The sequence below is a fragment of the Octadecabacter arcticus 238 genome (assembly GCF_000155735.2).
GTDB lineage: Bacteria > Pseudomonadota > Alphaproteobacteria > Rhodobacterales > Rhodobacteraceae > Octadecabacter > Octadecabacter arcticus.
In genome coordinates this window covers 1,348,233-1,366,377 of the sequence record NC_020908.1, presented here as the reverse complement: position 1 = coordinate 1,366,377, position 18,145 = coordinate 1,348,233, and the positions used below count along the sequence as shown (strand labels likewise).

Genomic DNA, 18,145 nt, shown 5'->3' with positions numbered 1-18,145 from the left:
TAAAGTACCCCAATGTCCGGCAACAGGGACGAAGTTCAATCCTTGAGGTTGCAGAGGTCGCGACACCGTCCTTGTCTGCTGAACTGATCTTTCAGACGTTCAATATACCACCTGCCCAAAAAAAAGGGCGCCGCGGTTTCCCACAGCGCCCTTCCGTCAAAATTTTATCTTGGTCCTACATGGACTTAGTGCGCAACAGAAGGCGTCATCCCCGCATCACGCGCCCGCAACACAGCGTCGGCAGCGGCCGCGTCTTCCGCCTCTTGGTCCCATTCAATCGGAGTTGGCGTGCGGGTCAGCGCGTGCTTGAGAACCTCGGACACGTGGGTCACGGGGATAATCTCAAGCCCTTGTTTGACGTTGTCTGGGATGTCCGCCAAGTCTTTGACGTTCTCCTCGGGGATCAACACCGTCGTAATTCCGCCGCGCAATGCCGCCAGCAGTTTTTCCTTCAAACCACCGATTGGCATCGCATTACCGCGCAAAGACACCTCACCCGTCATCGCAATGTCTTTGCGAACTGGGATTTTCGTCAACACCGAGACAATCGACGTCACCATCGCCAGACCGGCGCTCGGCCCGTCCTTTGGTGTCGCGCCGTCTGGGACGTGAACGTGGATGTCCAGCTTATCAAACTCCGGCGGTTTCACCCCGATCTGTGGTGAAATGGAGCGCACATACGACGATGCCGCATCAATGCTTTCCTTCATCACATCACCAAGCTTACCGGTCGTCTTCATTCGACCCTTACCGGGCAGACGCAGCGCTTCGATATTAAGCAGTTCACCACCAACCGATGTGTAGGCAAGTCCGGTCACAACACCGACCTGATCTTGATCTTCCGCCAACCCGAACCGGTGCTTTTTAACGCCAAGGTAGTCGTCGATGTTGTCCTCGTTCACGACAACGCTTTCGACCTCTTTCTTGACGATCTTGGTCACCGCTTTGCGTGCAATCTTGGCAATCTCACGCTCAAGGCTCCGAACACCGGCTTCACGGGTGTAGTAGCGGATGATCGACGTCAGGGCTGAATCCTCAAGCTTGAACTCACTTGCCTTAAGTCCGTGATTTTTCATCACTTTGGCCAGCAAATGCTGCTTTGCGATCTCGCGCTTTTCGTCTTCGGTATAGCCCGACAGCGGAATAATCTCCATCCGGTCCAAAAGAGGCCCCGGCATGTTGTAGCTGTTAGACGTGGTCAAAAACATCACGTTGGACAGGTCATATTCGACCTCAAGGTAGTGGTCCACGAAGGTGCTGTTCTGTTCCGGGTCCAAGACCTCAAGCATTGCAGACGCAGGATCGCCGCGCATGTCATTGCCCATCTTGTCGATTTCATCGAGCAAGATCAGCGGGTTCGTCGTTTTCGCCTTTTTCAACGCCTGAATGATCTTACCCGGCATGGACCCGATGTACGTGCGGCGGTGGCCACGAATTTCGGACTCGTCACGCACACCCCCAAGGGAGATGCGAATGAATTCGCGCCCCGTGGCTTTCGCGACAGATTTACCGAGCGACGTTTTACCCACACCGGGTGGTCCGACGAGGCACATGATCGGCCCCTTCAGCTTCTGGCTGCGCTGCTGCACGGCCAGATATTCCACGATGCGTTCTTTGACCTTCTCAAGCCCGTAGTGATCCCCGTCCAAAACCGCCTCAGCCGCAGCGAGGTCCTTTTTGACGCGGGATTTCTTGCCCCACGGGATCGACAGGATCCAGTCCAGATAATTGCGCACAACTGTGGCTTCCGCTGACATGGGCGACATGTTTTTCAGCTTCTTAAGTTCCGCGTCGACCTTCTCTTTGGCCTCTTTGGACAGCTTGGTGTCGAAAATTCTCGCCTCTAGCTCGGCCACTTCGCCTTCGCCCTCTTCGCCGTCGCCCAGCTCACGCTGGATCGCTTTCATCTGCTCGTTAAGATAATATTCACGCTGCGTGCGTTCCATCTGGGTCTTCACGCGGGTCTTGATCTTCTTTTCGACCTGCAACACGGACATTTCGCCCTGCATCAGCCCGTAGACCTTCTCCAGCCGCTCCGACACGCTCAGCGTCTCAAGCAGCTCTTGGCGTTGCTTAACCTCAATCCCCAGATGGCCCGCGACCAGATCTGCCAGTTTGGCTGGCTCGGACGCCTCGGATACGGCACCAAGCGCTTCTTCGGGAATGTTTTTCTTAACCTTGGAATACCGTTCAAATTCCTTGGCGACCGTGCGCGTCAGCGCCTCAATCGTGGTCATGTCACCTGGCATTTCGGTCAGATATTCTGCCGACGCCTCAAAATATTTGTCGTTTTCGATGAAACCGGTGATGCGCACCCGCGCAATGCCTTCAACCAGCACTTTAACGGTGCCATCGGGCAATTTCAGCAGCTGCAATACATTGGCCAACACGCCGGCTTTATAAATGCCGTCTTCGTCAGGGTCATCCACACCGGGGTCAATCTGACTGGACAGCAGGATTTGCTTGTCGTCGTTCATCACCTCTTCGAGTGCAGACACAGATTTCTCACGCCCGACAAAAAGCGGCACAATCATATGTGGGAAGACCACAATGTCACGCAACGGCAGAACGGGGTAGGACAGGCTTAGGGGGTCACGAATGGTATCTGACATGCTCTTTTTCCTTTGTTTGCAAAACGACGCGTCCCTTTAAAAGGCAACAGCGCCGTTTCCGGTCTTGGTTAGTAATGTGGGGGTCTTGCGCCCGCTTTCAACCAATAACCGCCTCGGTTTCCCTATGGTGCCTGTCGACTCAAGCGCCCGCAAGTCAACAATTTGTCAAAACTGGGGATAAAGCACGAAAATTGCGTCTTTTTACCGCCAAAGGACGCTCTTTTGCATCTTATCGCCACGTCACGCAAAAATGAACAGCGCTGCAACCACACCGCGTCCCTGGTTGTTTCAAAGTGGATCAATATCGCCTTGCGCACGACCCGCGTGAAAATCCGCCTCCCAAGCGGCAAAGCTCTGCGTCGCGATCGCGTCCCGCATTCCTGCCATAATATCCTGAAAATACGTCAGATTATGCCAGGTCAGTAACATGCCCGAAATCATTTCCTGACTGCGGAACACATGATGCAAATACGCCCGCGAATAGTTGCTGCACGCCGGACAGCGGCAGCCTTCATCCAGCGGCCTTGGATCATCCGCATGGCGCGCGTTCTTGATGTTCAGCACGCCAGTGCGGGTAAATATCTGCCCGGTGCGCCCTGATCGGCTCGGCAACACGCAATCCATCATATCAATGCCGCGCTTCACTGCGCCAACAATATCATCTGGCTTGCCAACACCCATCAAATAACGTGGCTTTTGTGTGGGCAATTGATCCGGCGCGAAATCAAGACAGCCAAACATGGCCTCCTGCCCCTCCCCCACGGCCAGCCCGCCAACCGCGTAGCCCTCAAACCCAATGTCTTGCAACGCGTCCGCAGATTGCTTGCGCAGATCCTCATCAAGCCCGCCCTGCTGGATGCCAAACAGCGCATGACCGGGCCGATCCCCAAAGGCCGCGCGCGATCGCTTGGCCCACCGCATCGACATCTGCATGCTGTCTTCCAGCCGTGTGCGATCCGCAGGAAGGGCTGGGCATTCGTCAAAACACATCACAATATCAGACCCCAAAAGCGCCTGAATCTCCATTGACCGCTCCGGCGTCAGATTGTGTTTAGACCCGTCGTAATGGCTTTGGAACACAACACCTTCCTCGGTCAGCTTGCGCATCCCCGCAAGGCTCATCACCTGAAAACCACCCGAATCCGTCAGTATCGGGCGGTCCCAATTCATAAATTTGTGCAGCCCGCCAAGCCGCGCAATCCGTTCCGCCGTGGGGCGCAGCATCAGATGATACGTATTACCAAGCAAGATATCCGCACCCGTCGCGCGCACACTTTCGGGCATCATCGCCTTCACTGTGGCCGCAGTGCCAACGGGCATAAACGCAGGCGTGCGGATGTCGCCGCGCTGGGTGCGCATCACACCAGTCCGCGCAGACCCGTCCGTGGCCTGCAAATCAAACGAAAAAGGAACAGTCATGTGGGTCCGCCTTTATCCAATAACAGACCTGCCGCTACCGGAATTGGTGCGTAAACCCAAGACCCTTTGCACCGCACGCACCATTTGCACCTCGATATCGAACCGTCGCGTCTATTTGGGACCCAAAACAGCATCAGCTTTCCTTCCGGCCCACACATGCTAGCTATGGCGCCAACATTTTCCCGAGGGACACGCAGCATGAACGAGAGCACAACAATCAAACTTGGCTGGGAAGAATGGTTCGGCCTGCCCGACCTCGGGTTGCCAACAATCAAAGCCAAAGTCGATACAGGCGCGCGCACATCCGCGTTGCATGCCTTTGACATTGAAACCTTCGGGCCTGCCAGCAAACCCAGAGTGCGCTTTGCAATCCATCCGGTGCCGGACCGCGAAGACCTGACAATCCCCTGTTCGGCCCTTGTGGTGGATCGCCGCGAAGTAACATCGTCAAACGGCGAAACCGAAATGCGCTATGTGATTGAAACCACTCTGGACGCAGGGAACGGCAACAGTTGGCCGATTGAAGTCACCCTGACCCACCGCGGCGGCATGTCCAGCCGCATGTTGCTGGGCCGCCAAGCGCTGCGCGACGATGTCATTGTTATGCCGACCGAACGCTTCTTGCTGCCCGAACGCTCGTTTGATGTGTATTCCGCCAAACGTATTAAATCCGTGACCCCGAACCGCGCGTTGCGCATTTGTGTGTTGTCGCGCGAACCCAACAGCTATTCCACCAAACGCATCGTCCATGAGGGCGAAGAACGCGGCCACACAGTCGAAGTCATCGACACCACGCGCTGCTATATGGCGATCAACGCCTTGGCGCCAGAAATTCACTACGACGGCAAACGCCTGCCCCGCTATGACGCGATCATCCCGCGCATTGGCGCAACGGTCACATCCTACGGCACCGCCGTTCTGCGCCAGTTCGAAACGCTGGGCATTTATTGCGTTAACGGATCAGCAGGAATCACCGCCAGCCGCGACAAACTGCACGCGCACCAAGTCCTCGCTGGCCACAAAATCGGCATGCCGATGACGGCGTTTGCCGCCTCCCCCAAAGACACATCCAACCTGATCGGGCTTGTTGGCACCGCCCCCCTGATCGTGAAACTTCTTGAATCCACCCAAGGCAAAGGCGTCGTGCTTGCCGAAACCAAAAAGGCGGCCGAATCCGTGATCGATGCGTTTCGCGGATTGAAGGCGAACTTCTTGGTGCAGGATTTCGTCAAAGAAGCCAGCGGCGAAGACATCCGCTGTTTCGTAGTCGCGGGCAAAGTCGTGGCCGCCATGCGCCGCAAATCGGCGGGCGATGATTTCAGATCTAACCTGCACCGTGGCGGCACTGCCGAAAGTTGCAAAATCTCGTCCGAAGAACGCCGCATGGCGGTGAAATCTGCCAAGGCGTTCAATCTCGGGCTGGCAGGCGTTGACCTGTTGCGCTCCAATGACGGCCCGAAAATTCTCGAAGTGAATTCATCACCTGGGTTTGAAGGTATTGAGAACGCGAGCAAGAAGAACCTCGCAGGTCAGCTGTTTGACCATATCGAAGACCAGGTGCGCCCCGCGCCGCTCAAGGCCACGCGCAAAAAGATCTAGGCGTTCGGCTTGGGATCAGGGCGCTTCAGGATCGCCCCGACCTTCTGCATCAATTCACTGAGGGTTGATTGCAGGGCCGTCGGTTGGCTTTTATCTTCGTGCTGTGACATTCCGTAGCGCACAAAAAGATACTCTCGCGTGCGACTTATTTTGCTCAGATGCACGTGGGTCCGGTTGCGCAGAATCAGGCCACACGACCCTGCCTTGTCGACAAGCTGCACAAGGTCGTGGTTCAGACACCGTACGTCTTCGTTCTTCATGCCATGGTAGCGAACATAAGCGATCAAATATCCCTCGATTGCCTGCAAGGCCAAGAGGCGCGCAGCGTCTCCGGTCAACGTGTCGAAGGCCTGATGAAACTCTAGTGCTTTTTGATACATCGAAATGGCGGTCACCGTATCACCGGGATGAGGCGTGGGGGTCATCATGTTCATATGTCCCGTCTGCCCGCCAACTTTGGAAGGATCACGACACCATTGCGGAAAATTCACGTCCTGATTGCCCGATATATTTTGTACAAACCATGCACTCCCACGAAAAACTTTTGTACAAATCGGGTGGGTTTGCCGCATCCACGGCCCTTTACGCCAACCTCGCTAATCCCTATATGTTTTGTCAGGAATTACAGGAATGACCAATATGTCCGACATCAATACCCCCATGGAAGGCACGCCGCTGATCCAGCCCTCCACCACGGACCACCCGCTTTACGACAATGTCGTTGATGCATGCCGCACGGTCTATGATCCGGAAATTCCCGTTAATATTCAAGATCTTGGGCTAATCTATACGATCAGCATCAATGACGAGAATGAAGTCAAAGTCCTCATGTCCCTCACCGCACCGGGCTGTCCCGTTGCAGGTGAAATGCCCGGCTGGGTCGCAGATGCCATAGAACCCTTGGCAGGTGTCAAAACCGTCGATGTGGAATTGGTCTGGGAGCCTCAATGGGGCATGGATATGATGTCCGACGAGGCCCGCCTTGAGCTTGGATTTATGTAAGCAAGCCCTTTACCTTGCATTTCCAAAAAGAAAGCGGTATAGCTTGCCTTAAAAGGGGTGCTTCATGGCGATTTGTGTTCTCACAGGCGATATTGTCGGATCAACTGATTTGTCGGCGGCTGAGCTTTTTGAGATCGCTCAAACCCTAAAGGACGCCAACAGCAATCTTCACCTCGTGGCAGGGTCGCCTCACTTTGATATTCATCGCGGTGACGGATGGCAGGCCGCCTTCACCGACCGGCGAAAGGCTTTGCGGATCGCCCTTCTGTTTCGCGCCGTTCTGCTTGCGCCAAATGACAAGTATGAAACCCGCATTGCCATCGCAGTGGGTGATGAAAGCCTTGAAAACAAAGATATTTCTAGGGCAAATTCACCAACATTCATCCTATCTGGTCGCACATTGGACAGTATGTCAGACGATCACTTGATGGCCCATGCGTCAGGTGGGTCACATCATGGTGCGACCGTTCTTGCAGACTATATCAGTCGCAGCTGGACCACTGCGCAGGCGCGCGCGATTGCACCGTTTCTCCATCCGGCTGAATCTTGGACACAAAAAGACGTCGCGCGTAACCTCGGCATCTCCCGCCAAGCCGTCGGCCAAGCCCTAGACGCCGCAGGCTACCCCGCAATCAAAGCGGCCCTCACCGCGATTGAGGAGCAAGCACAATGACTTTCCTTCCCCAAAAGAAAGCCAAACCACTTGCCGAGGTCACGCTATGATCGCAACCTTCACAGCCCTGATTTTCGCCCATGTCCTCGCTGATTTCATTCTGCAAACCAGCGCAATGGTGAAACACAAACGCGCGCCCCGCGTCATGGCCCTGCACACCGCCATCGTCCTGCTCACCGCCCAAGTCACGACAGGCCAAATCGCCGCGCCAGAACTTTTCCTGCTGACCTCCGCGCACCTGATTATCGATTGCGTCAAGATTTATGGCGGCTTTCGCAGCTTCACCGCATTCTTGGTCGACCAAATCGCCCACGTCGCAACCATCGCAGCGCTTGCCAGTTTTGCCCCGGCCCTTTGGGCCACAGGCGCATGGGCCGCGCATCCTTGGATGCTTCCGGCTATGGCCCTTCTCACGGGCCTCCTCGTCACGCTCACCGCGGGCCAGCACGCCATCGCCTTGTTGATGCGACCACACGCAATGCGCATACAAAACAATGGCTTAAGGGATGGGGGCCGCCAAATTGGACTGCTCGAACGCGGCCTGATTTTCCTCTTTATCCTCACTAACTTACCAGTTGCCGTCGGGTTTCTGATCGCAGCAAAATCTGTCCTGCGCTTTGGTACCGCGTCGCGTGATCAGCGCACCGCAGAATATGTGATCATCGGCACGCTGGCCTCATTTGGCTGGGCCATCCTCGCCGCACTCGCAACGCAGGCCACACTCGGTCACCTTCCCCCCCTTGAGATCGCGCCCGTAGCGCCCTAAATTGTACCCAAAGGAGATCCACATGTTCGGCATTCCCGGCAAGCAAGCCGTATCCATCACAGACAAAGCCGCGATCCAGATCGCAAAGCTTATGGCCAAAGAAGGCAACCAAGGCTTGCGCATCGGCGTCAAAAAAGGCGGCTGTGCAGGCATGGAATACACCATGGATTACGTCGCTGACGTCGATCCATTGGACGAAGTCGTGGAACAAGACGGCGCGCGCGTGATGATCGCGCCCATGGCGCAGATGTTCCTGTTCGGCACTGAAATCGACTACGAAGTGTCGCTGCTGGAGTCCGGTTTCAAATTCCGCAATCCAAACGTCACAGAAGCCTGCGGTTGTGGTGAATCCATCAAGTTCGATGAAAACCTCGGCGCATGAGCGTCACCCCAGAAGAGATTGAATTCGCAACGGATTTATTCTCTGATCTGGGGCCACTGACGAGCCGTAAAATGATGGGTGGCCTGTGTCTGTATTCTGACGGCACGATCTTTGCCATCGTGCATTCCGACTATGGCACCATGATCAAAGGCGCGGGCGCCTTCCAAGATGAGCTTGACGCGATGGGCCTGACCCGCTGGACCTATCAGCGTGACAATTCCCCAAAACCGACGGCGATGCCGTATTGGAAACTGCCCGAAAGCGCGCTTGATGATCCCAATGAGGCCTGTGACCTAGCGCGGCGCGCCCTGGAACATTTGTAATCCAAACCTAGACGTCTAGCGCTGCAACTGCCCGTGCCGCCGCAACTGGCGTGGTGAAAACTGTGATGCCTTGTGCCGCAAGCAAGGGTGCGGCCACCGCCATTGATGCCTGCGCCAACAAGACCCGCGATCCCTGTCCCGCCACGGATGCCACAATGGGGCGTGCATATCCGTCCATGTCGCCCGCCTCGAAGAACGGCCAAGCCGCGTCACACAGAACCAATTTTGCGATTGAGCGCCCTGCTGCAACGTCATCAAACAACGCCAAAGTTGCTTCCCGCGTGCTGTCGAGAAAGATCGCCACGACGACCTCCCCGCCTTGTGCAACCGCGGCGACCATCGCAGGTCGGTCGATCCGTACAATCTTGTCATTCCCGATCACATCCACCAATGGCCCCAAGGTCGAACAGGTGCACAAAACAGGTCCTGATTGCGCCAGTTTGCACAACAGCGCTGTGACCTCATCAGCAACACTCGCGACACCATGCGCCCGCGCATGGTCCAGAAAGTCAGCACGCACTACGTGTTGTGCGTCCACCAATAAGGCCCCGAATGTCGCCACATGAACGTCGCCGGTATGAAGACAGCTGATTACGGCGTATTCTTTAGATGCAGATACGTTTCATCGAACCGCTTTTGCAAATGATCGACCGCGCGGATGACGTTACCTGACCCAGCCGGGGCCACATTGGTGAACGCATTTGGATTGTAAAACAACGGCACCGACATGCGTTCAACGTCACCGCCAACGACGCGGTGCGGCGTCGCTTTGATGCGCTTTTGTGTCCACATTTCAAGCATTTCCCCGAAATTCACCACGAATTCCCCAACCGGCGCAGACACCGGAATCCAGCGACCACCGCGCCCGCGCACTTCAGATCCGGGTGTGCCGTCCATGGCCAGCAATGTCAGGCAACCGTAATCCGTATGCGTCGCGATGCCGAAATCCTTGGCCCCCGCCCACGCGGGGCGTTGCGGATAGTAATTGCCCCGAAGCAGCGCCATGGGTTGGTCAAACTGGGCGCGAAAGTATCCAACGTCCTCGCCAATTCCGCCCACAATGGCGGCCAATACGTCACCGGAAAACGCCAGCGCGCGGGCATAGTAATTCTCTATCACCACTTTAAAATCAGTGGGCACATCAGGCCATTGATTGGGCGCATATGTGGGCAAATCTGACCCTGCCACCTCAAACCCTGAATCGAAAATCTGTTTGTAATCAGGGTTTGCATCAGGATCGACCTGTTCACTGCCACCTGCCCCCCAACCACGGTTAGATCCAGTCCGCGCCATGTCGACTGCGGCTTTTTGCGCCGCGGGTAGTGTGAAAAAGCTGCGATAGACGGCAAGGACCTCTGCGATATCACCGGCCGGAATAGGCGTGTTGTGCAGCGTCAGAAAACCAACCTCATGGGCTGCAACGCGTACCTGTTCGACCACCGCCCTGTCACCTGCTAACAATGCCTGTGCATCAATCCTCGGGATCATCGCCCCACCCTTTCGCTTATTCTCCCCGCTTGCTACATCATGATGAATCAAATGGGGAGAGTGAGATGCGCAAACTGATCGCAGGCAATTGGAAGATGAACGGAGTGCAGGCAAATTTGCCGCAGCTGGACACATTGGCAAAAGCCCATGACAACGCCAGCGTTGATGTGGTGATCTGCGGCCCCGCAACCCTGCTTGGCCGCATGGTCGCGACGGGTCTGACCATTGGGGGCCAAGATTGCCATCCAATCACGTCCGGTGCCCACACGGGCGATATTTCAGCCCCGATGATCGCCGACACTGGCGCGACCTACGTCATCACGGGCCATTACGAACGTCGCACCGATCACAGCGAAAACGACGCATTGATTGCGGCCAAAACCGCCGCCGGATGGGATGCCGGACTGCACGTCATTTTATGCATCGGCGAGACCGAAGCCCAGTACCGAAACGGCGAAACCCTTGACGTTTTGCGCAGGCAAATGGACCACTCCATCCCCGATGCCGCCACGGCGGAAACCACGACAATCGCCTATGAACCCATCTGGGCCATCGGCACGGGGCTGACACCGACACCAGACGAAATCGCAACAGTCCATGCGGCCTTGCGCGCCCATCTTACGGCACGCTTTGGCGCGTCCGGTACTGCCATGCGTCTGCTGTATGGCGGTTCTGTCAAAGCCAGCAACGCCGATGACATTTTTGCGCTACCAAACGTTGATGGCGCCCTCGTCGGGGGTGCCTCCCTGAAGGCCGCGGACTTCTCCCCGATCATCACCGCGCTTGAGCGTAGCGCCTAGGTCTTTCCGCTACTTTAGTTGAAAACACCAAAATAAAAGGCGACGCTCCGAATTGTGGGCGTCGCCTGTCTCCTTTTGTATTCAGAGCGCACCCTAGCGCGCAATGAATGTCTTAGTTCGTTATAATCTCCGGCCCCATGTAGGCGGTCGGCAAGACCGTGGACAGCCAAGGAATATACGTGATCAAGATCAGGAACACGAACAACACCGCAAGGAACGGCAGGGCCGCGCGCACGACCCGCATCATGGACATATTCGCGACACCCGATGTAACGAACAGGTTAAGCCCCACAGGTGGCGTGATCATCCCGATTTCCATGTTTACGACCATGATAATGCCAAGGTGAATGGGATCAATTCCAAGCGTGATGGCAATCGGGAACACCAGTGGTGCGACGATCACGATCAGACCGGACGGTTCCATAAACTGACCACCAATCAACAGGATAACGTTGACGATTATCAGGAATGTGATCGGCCCCAGTCCTGCAGCCAACATCACCTCGGTGATGTGCTGCGGGATCTGTTCGTCGGTCAGAACATGCTTCAGAATCAACGCGTTCGCGATGATGAACATCAGCATGATCGTCAGCTTACCGGCCTCTAGCAGTGTCGCCTTGGTGTCGCGGTGAAAGAAAGACGGGATCGCGAAGATCACGTTTTCAACGTTCGCCCGCACAAGGTTCCTGCCGCCCACCATCATCGATTGACCAAACCCACCGCCAACAACCGCCAACCGCTGCGCGCCGCGCACCAATGAGAACGTGAACACCGCTGGGGGCAGCAAGACGATAAAGATTGTTCCAATGATCTGAATGATCGCAAACAACGTCGTCGTATCACCCGCAATGATGCGCACGATCAAATACAACGTCGGCAGAACCCCAAAGATCGCGACCGCTATGGTGGCCAATTGCAAACCTTTGCCCGCAGGCACTGCCTTTGACATCAGCAAGGCCAGCACAAAGGCCACAACAAAGAACGCAGCCGCCGCAACAAAGGCGATCCACATCGGCGCGCCCACCATGAAACACCCAACCGCGTACAGAATGAACGTCACCAATGTGAACCCCCAAACGCGCAGTCCCAACAGACCGATGTCCGCGTCCGCTTCGGGCAACCAAGACCGACCTTTAAGGGGGCCCATATCGCGGTAAATAAAGATCGACACGATGAAGGCATAGATGGATGCGATTGCCGCGGCCTCGGTGGGGGTGAACACGCCGCCATAGATGCCGCCCAAGATCACGACCATCAGGAACAAACCCCATGATGCATCGAGGATCGAGGAAAAGACTTGCTCCCACCCCTGCCATTCGCCTTTTGGCAGGTTTTTGATTCGTGCGATGACATAGATTGTCACCATCAGCATGGACCCCGCCAACAGGCCGGGGATCACACCCGCAAGAAACATCCGCCCAACAGACACGTCCGTCGCGGACGCGTAAACCACCATCACAATCGACGGCGGGATCAAGATGCCCAGCGTGCCTGCGTTACAGATAACGCCAGCCGCGAAATCCTTGGTGTAGCCAGACTTGACCATACCCGCGATCACGATAGACCCGACGGCCACCACGGTCGCAGGCGATGAACCGGACAATGCCGCAAACAACATACAGGCCAGAACGCCGGCAATCGCCAAGCCGCCGCGCACGTGGCCAATCACCGAAATCGCAAAATCAATAATCCGCCGCGCCACACCACCCGTCGACATAAATGACGACGCGAGGATGAAGAACGGAATGGCCAAAAGCGTGTAATGCCCCGCCATCGCCTGATAGAGTGACTGCGCCACCGATGCCAAAGAACTGTCAGACAGCACCAACAAAAACAACGTTGAAGACAGGCCGAGCGACACCGCGATCGGCACACCAATTGCAAGGAGGGCAATCACCATCCCGAATAGAATTGCGACATCCATCTTATGCGTCCTCGCTCAGAGATTTGCCCGCGTCTTCGACCGCATCTTCGGCCTCATGGCTGACGATAATCGTATCAATTTCACCGCGCAGAATACGCATCAAGGATTGTACCAGACGGTACAACATCAACGCCATTGCAAACGGAACAATCATATAGGGAACAAAACGCGGCATCTTCTCATAAGGCTCACCGACGTTGAATGTGTTTTCCAGCCACGTCTGAGCGAACGGGATCGGCAGTTGTTCTGTCTCATACCAACCTTGATCGCGCGAATTTTCGAAGAAACCACCAAACGTAAACCCAAACAGACCAGCACCATCTTCAGCGCGAACAATTCCGGGAATGACGCGCCCGGTGGTCGCGTCCAATCCAGCAAACGGCGCCCAGTAATCCCAGCCCCCCTTCAACAATAGCAGGGCGTAGAAAATACAAATGGCTGTCGCCAGAATTCCCATGCGTTTGCGCGTTGTCGGTCCAACCAAATTCAAAACCGCATCAACGCCGAGGTGACTAACAACTTTGAACCCGTAGGAAATACCAAACAAAACCAGCCAAGCGAACAGGACGAGCGTGAGCTCAAGCCCCCAAATCAGCTGACTGTTAAATCCATAACGCATCACCACATTGATGAACGTGACAATCGTCATCAGCCCCAGCAACAGTGCAATAATGCTCTCTTCGAGCGTGTGAACAATCGCGCCCAAGCGACCTTTCGGACTATAAACCCCAGACATTTTTCGCCCCCCCCTGCGCGACTTGTACGGACCGGCCACATAAGGTGGCCGATCCAGACTTTATACAATCAAAGTAGTCGCTTACAGCGCGGCGTTGATAGCCTGTGCTGCGTCGATGTTGTCTTGACCTACGTCGTCGACAAACTGCTCCCAGACAGGTTTCATCGTCTCAACCCAAACTGCGCGCTGTTCTGGTGTCAGTTCAAGAATGGTGCCGCCTGCGTCGATAATTGACTGCTTGGCGACCTCATTTACGGCAAAGGATTCAGCGTTACGTGTCACCGTAACTTCATCCAGAATGGTCAGGAATTGATCGCGCACGTCAGCGTCCAACGAATCGAGGAAATCAACCGACGTCACGACAAGATAGTCGATGATGCCATGGTTAGTTTCTGTCGTACCGTCTTGAACTTCAAAGAACTTCTGACCCCAAACGTTGGACCATGTGTTCTCTTGACCGTCGACAACACCTGTTTGCAAAGCGCCGTAAACCTCAGAGAACGCCATTGGCTGCGGGGATGCGCCCATGGCTTCCATCTGTGCGACAAGAACATCGGATGCTTGCACGCGGAACTTCAGACCATCAGCGTCAGTTGGCAAAGCCAGCGGTACGTTTGCCGACATCTGCTTCATTCCATTGTGCCAATACGACAGACCCTGAAGGCCGCGACGCTGCATGGAATCCAGCATGGCCTGCCCTGTTTCAGACGCCTGAAACTGGTCAACCGCTTCAATGTTTGTGAACATGAACGGCAGATCGAAAATGCGGAACTGGCGGGTAAACGCTTCGAACTTGGACAGTGACGGTGCCGCCAATTGAACGTCGCCCTGAAGCATCGCTTCAAGCACTTGGTCATCGTTATAAAGCGAAGACTGCGGGAACACTTCCATGCACATCACGCCATTCATTTCGGCATTCACCCGTTCTTGCAGCAAAGTCGCGGCGATGCCTTTTGGGTGACGGTCCGTATTTGTCACGTGGCTGAATTTGACGACGATCTCGCCGTCATCACACCCTTCGTGGCCGTCTGCGAATGCAGCGCCAGCAGACACTGTCAAAGCAGCGATGGACACTGCGTTCATGAGAAACTTCATGTGTTTCCTCCCTAGAAATTTAAATCAGTCTGACCCCTCCCGGGCCGACCACAGGCCCATAGAAGGCAAAATGCCGCGTACGGGAAAGCGATGATTTTGAGATCAATCAAAGCATTGATTTAGAAGTATAAAATATGAAATCAGTCATGTCCACGCAACGATTAGCGCGGATTATCACACGCCTGTTACCGCCAACTGTGTGGGAAACCGCACAGTTATCCGCGAAAGCCCTCAGGTTTGATCCCGTGGCGTGTCAGCTTGTCATAAAACGTTTTGCGCGCCAGTTTCAGCGCGTCGGCGGCTTCGCCGGATCGACCCTGACTGCGCTGCAAGGCTTCAATCAACAACGAGCGTTCGACCTGCGCCAATTGTTCCGCCAACCCAAGCCCACCACCTTGCCCGCTGTCTTGGCCTGCCATCAAACCATCCTCGCCAATGTCGCCCGAAATCCGCAAGGCAAACCGCATCGCGGTGTTCATCAGCCCACGTGCGTTACCTGGCCAATCCTGGGCCATCAGCGCTGCGATGACCTTTTGAGTAATTTGCGGCTCAATCAGATTTGCTTGTTCGCAGGCTTGGGCGACATAGTGGCGAAACAGCGCCGGAATGTCCTCAGGGCGTTCGCGCAATGCTGGCACATGCACACGCATCAAGTCGAGGCGGTAGAACAAATCCGTGCTGAACCGCCCCTGCGCCACATCATCGGCGATATCGCGCGATGTACCGGATAAAACCCGCACCGTGCCACCTGCCTCCAAAACTTCAAGCAGCGCAAACTGCACAGCCGGCGCCAGCGCTGTGACCTCATCCAAATAAAGCGTGCCCGACGCGGCCTCTTGCAATGCAGCCGCCAGATCAATGGCCGATAATTGTGCGGCGGGGCGTTTGACAAAGGGGCGGCTGGCGGCCCCCGACAACAAATGGATCACTTCGGCGATCTTTGGCGTGCCAGTCCCCGGCTCGCCGGTGATCAAGACCTCGGCGTTGGTGCGCGCCACTGCGCGAACCCGTCCGCGCAATGCATCAGACACAGCCGATACGCCAACCAACATCCGCGCGGCTGCATCGCCACGATCCAATTCTAGCTTAAGTCGGCGATTTTCAATCACCAGTGTTCGTGCCTGCAGTGCTTTGGCAACAACGGCCAGCAACTCCTTGGCACCACAAGGTTTTTCCAAGAATGCAAAGGCACCGTCCGACATTGCTTTGACGGCCATCGGAATGTCGCCTTCACCGGTCAGCAAAATGACGGGTAGGTCCGGATCAACCTTTCGCACGTAGTCTAACAGGTGAAACCCATCCCGCCCTGGCATACGGATATCGGTGACGATCACCCCGTCAAAACTCGCGGTAATATGGTCCTTAGCTTCAACAAACGAGCCCGCCCGCACAGGCACTAAATCGGCCAGTTCAATCGTTTGGCCCACGGCCTCACGAAGGTCACGTTCGTCATCAACGATCAACACATGGGTGCTCATGGTGCAGCCTCACGTGGGTGTGTTGCGTCTAACGTGACCGTGAAAATCGCCCCACCATCGGGGTGATTGCGGCCACGGATCATTCCGCCAAAACTTTGCACCAATCCGTATGAAATCGACAATCCCAAACCCATCCCGTTTTGGCCCACTTCATCCTGATCTATAGCGTTTTGGTTCACCTGCTTGGTCGTATAAAACGGATCAAAAATGCGGTCCGGTTCATCAAGACCTGGGCCTGTGTCCCGAACGCGTAGTTCGACACGGTCATCAATTTTTTCGACATCAATTTCGACGCGCGCTACGTTTTTCTGGCCTTCCATAGCATCCATCGCATTCGTCACAAGGTTCAACACGACCTGCTGCAAACGCACCTCTCCTCCGCGCACGATCAGCGGTGTTTCAGCGGCTGTCCACGCGATGTCAACGCCACTGGACTTCGCCCGCGCCTGCGTCATTTCCAAAACTGCAACCATGACTGACCGCAAGTCCACATCTGTCAGAGCCTCGCTTTCTTGTTTGGCAAAGCTGCGCAGGTTGCGGATGATGCGCCCCATGCGGCGGGCAAGGTCGGCGATACGGCCAAGGTTCTGGCCTGCAATGTCGGTGTTGCCACGTTCCAGATAGCTTTCGGCGTTTTCGGCGTAGCTGCGGATGGCCATCAATGGTTGGTTTAATTCATGGCTAATTCCCGCGGACATTTGCCCAAGCGCAGATAATTTCCCCGCCTGAACCAGATCACTTTGCGCTTTCTTAAGCTGTGCTTCCGTGGCGGTCCTCTCACCCACCTCATGGCGCAATTCGGCGTTGGCGCGGGACAATTCTGCGGTGCGGGTTTGCACAGCGCCTTCCAGCTTGGCGTTGGCGTCCGCCAAGGTGCGTCGGCGTTCTGTGGCTAAAAATAACATCGCGCCGAACGCCAGACAGATCGCCGCCGCAACCCCCGCCAGAAGCAGCGCCAGAAGCTGCGCCGGTGCCACATCCAGCAACGCCTCACCGGTCATCTGGATCACCGGCAATGGCAATGACAAATGCAGCGCCGCGCGGGGGACGTAGCGTTGCCCTTGAACAGTCCAAACCGCACGGCCACGTCGGTCTACCACCGAATGAGTCATAAAGGGGCGCAGCAAATCGGGTGCATATTCAGCCGTTGCACTGCGCGTTGTCATGCCAACCTCGCGGGCCATAAACACCATTTCGGAGCGGTTGGAGATAAACGTGACACCCAGTTCATCGGTGAAAAAAACCGTTGGCCGCGCGCCGCGCCAAACGGCCTCAACCGCATCAACATCAACAACCACGATCACCGCGCCGATCACCGGACCGGCGTCGGAAAACACTGGCGATGCAAACAAGAACGTCCGCTGTCCGTAGCGGCTGTGCACCAGATGAAACACCCCAAGTGCGCCGTCCATCGCGCGGGTGAAATAGGGCTGTTGTCGATGCAATTCCGCACCGATCCCGGACGCAGACGCCAATTCGCGCCCCGCCACAGACACCACCAAGATATCCAAACTGCCAGTTTTATCAGCCGTTTGGCGCAATAATTCAGCCACGCCAGTAGCGTCCCCGTCGACTGTGGCTGCAACTATGGGGTGATCCGCCATCAACACGGCCAATTCGCGGTAGCGGTGCAGCTCACTCGTCAGGCGATCGGACGCAAGTGCGAGATCGGACTGGCCCCGTTGTTCCAGCTGATCAAGTGCGGACATATATCCGACCCAGCCCACGCCCGCCGACAACGCCGCAACCGCGACCAAAAAGGCCATGACGGCGATGATGCGTGTGTGCAGGGCATTCAACATGGCGCGAGACTAGGAACCAAAGCGTGCAAAGGCCAGAGGCGACGCA

General features: G+C 55.9%; 17 protein-coding genes. 7 read left to right on the top strand and 10 right to left on the bottom strand.

Features of this window, described 5'->3' with window-relative positions; genetic code table 11:
- Window positions 1-185 precede the first annotated feature (185 nt).
- Together lon and tgt are read right to left on the bottom strand one after the other, a co-directional pair.
- On the bottom strand, window positions 186-2,612 hold the full coding sequence (lon, locus tag OA238_RS07140; RefSeq protein ID WP_015494676.1) for an endopeptidase La: 2,427 nt from the start codon (window positions 2,610-2,612) through the stop codon (window positions 186-188).
- Between the two features lie 288 nt (window positions 2,613-2,900).
- Window positions 2,901-4,031: a tRNA guanosine(34) transglycosylase Tgt gene (gene tgt / locus OA238_RS07135; protein ID WP_015494675.1), complete on the bottom strand. Its 1,131-nt coding sequence runs from the start codon at window positions 4,029-4,031 to the stop codon at window positions 2,901-2,903.
- A 198-nt stretch (window positions 4,032-4,229) separates the two neighbouring features.
- Between tgt and rimK the strand changes: the two genes are divergently transcribed.
- Entirely contained in the window at window positions 4,230-5,630 is a 1,401-nt protein-coding gene (rimK, locus tag OA238_RS07130; RefSeq protein ID WP_015494674.1) for a 30S ribosomal protein S6--L-glutamate ligase, read from the top strand.
- Here rimK and OA238_RS28765 read toward each other — a convergent pair.
- Window positions 5,627-6,064: a hypothetical protein gene (locus OA238_RS28765; protein ID WP_144055853.1), complete on the bottom strand. Its 438-nt coding sequence runs from the start codon at window positions 6,062-6,064 to the stop codon at window positions 5,627-5,629. The two genes, rimK and OA238_RS28765, sit on opposite strands and share 4 nt — an antisense overlap.
- A 205-nt stretch (window positions 6,065-6,269) precedes the next feature.
- On the opposite strand from OA238_RS28765, the gene OA238_RS07120 reads away from it, so the two are divergent.
- The 5 genes from OA238_RS07120 (at window position 6,270) to OA238_RS07100 (ending at window position 8,776) form a co-directional block, all read left to right on the top strand.
- Window positions 6,270-6,632: a DUF59 domain-containing protein gene (locus OA238_RS07120; protein WP_044036436.1), complete on the top strand. Its 363-nt coding sequence runs from the start codon at window positions 6,270-6,272 to the stop codon at window positions 6,630-6,632.
- A 64-nt stretch (window positions 6,633-6,696) separates the two neighbouring features.
- On the top strand, window positions 6,697-7,305 hold the full coding sequence (locus OA238_RS07115; RefSeq protein ID WP_015494671.1) for a hypothetical protein: 609 nt from the start codon (window positions 6,697-6,699) through the stop codon (window positions 7,303-7,305).
- A gap of 46 nt (window positions 7,306-7,351) precedes the next feature.
- Window positions 7,352-8,071: a DUF3307 domain-containing protein gene (locus OA238_RS07110; protein WP_015494670.1), complete on the top strand. Its 720-nt coding sequence runs from the start codon at window positions 7,352-7,354 to the stop codon at window positions 8,069-8,071.
- A gap of 22 nt (window positions 8,072-8,093) precedes the next feature.
- Window positions 8,094-8,453 (top strand): HesB/IscA family protein, encoded by a 360-nt coding sequence (locus tag OA238_RS07105; RefSeq protein ID WP_015494669.1) that lies wholly within the window; start codon window positions 8,094-8,096, stop codon window positions 8,451-8,453.
- Entirely contained in the window at window positions 8,450-8,776 is a 327-nt protein-coding gene (locus OA238_RS07100; protein ID WP_015494668.1) for a TfoX/Sxy family protein, read from the top strand. Before OA238_RS07105 ends, OA238_RS07100 begins: the two co-directional genes overlap by 4 nt.
- A gap of 7 nt (window positions 8,777-8,783) precedes the next feature.
- Here OA238_RS07100 and OA238_RS07095 read toward each other — a convergent pair whose 3' ends face one another.
- Window positions 8,784-9,338, bottom strand: a complete 555-nt coding sequence (locus tag OA238_RS07095) for a hypothetical protein (RefSeq protein WP_015494667.1) — start codon at window positions 9,336-9,338, stop codon at window positions 8,784-8,786.
- A 29-nt stretch (window positions 9,339-9,367) separates the two neighbouring features.
- Window positions 9,368-10,264, bottom strand: coding sequence for an isopenicillin N synthase family dioxygenase (locus OA238_RS07090; protein ID WP_015494666.1), 897 nt, complete (start codon window positions 10,262-10,264; stop codon window positions 9,368-9,370).
- A gap of 65 nt (window positions 10,265-10,329) precedes the next feature.
- On the opposite strand from OA238_RS07090, the gene tpiA reads away from it, so the two are divergent.
- Window positions 10,330-11,064 carry a triose-phosphate isomerase gene (tpiA, locus tag OA238_RS07085; RefSeq protein WP_015494665.1) on the top strand — a complete coding sequence of 245 codons (735 nt, stop codon included), beginning with the start codon at window positions 10,330-10,332 and terminating at the stop codon, window positions 11,062-11,064.
- A gap of 112 nt (window positions 11,065-11,176) precedes the next feature.
- Here the strand turns inward: tpiA and OA238_RS07080 are convergent, their stop codons facing one another.
- The 5 genes from OA238_RS07080 to OA238_RS07060 form a co-directional block, all read right to left on the bottom strand.
- Entirely contained in the window at window positions 11,177-12,988 is a 1,812-nt protein-coding gene (locus tag OA238_RS07080) for a TRAP transporter large permease (protein WP_015494664.1), read from the bottom strand.
- A 1-nt stretch (window position 12,989) separates the two neighbouring features.
- Window positions 12,990-13,724, bottom strand: coding sequence for a TRAP transporter small permease (locus OA238_RS07075; RefSeq protein ID WP_015494663.1), 735 nt, complete (start codon window positions 13,722-13,724; stop codon window positions 12,990-12,992).
- Between the two features lie 81 nt (window positions 13,725-13,805).
- The gene (locus OA238_RS07070; RefSeq protein ID WP_015494662.1) at window positions 13,806-14,819 is read right to left on the bottom strand and encodes a DctP family TRAP transporter solute-binding subunit; all 1,014 of its coding nucleotides are present in this window, start codon (window positions 14,817-14,819) and stop codon (window positions 13,806-13,808) included.
- A 215-nt stretch (window positions 14,820-15,034) separates the two neighbouring features.
- Window positions 15,035-16,297: a sigma-54-dependent transcriptional regulator gene (locus OA238_RS07065; protein ID WP_015494661.1), complete on the bottom strand. Its 1,263-nt coding sequence runs from the start codon at window positions 16,295-16,297 to the stop codon at window positions 15,035-15,037.
- Window positions 16,294-18,099 (bottom strand): sensor histidine kinase, encoded by a 1,806-nt coding sequence (locus OA238_RS07060; RefSeq protein ID WP_015494660.1) that lies wholly within the window; start codon window positions 18,097-18,099, stop codon window positions 16,294-16,296. The genes OA238_RS07065 and OA238_RS07060 overlap by 4 nt, the downstream gene beginning before the upstream one ends.
- Window positions 18,100-18,145: the final 46 nt, after the last annotated feature.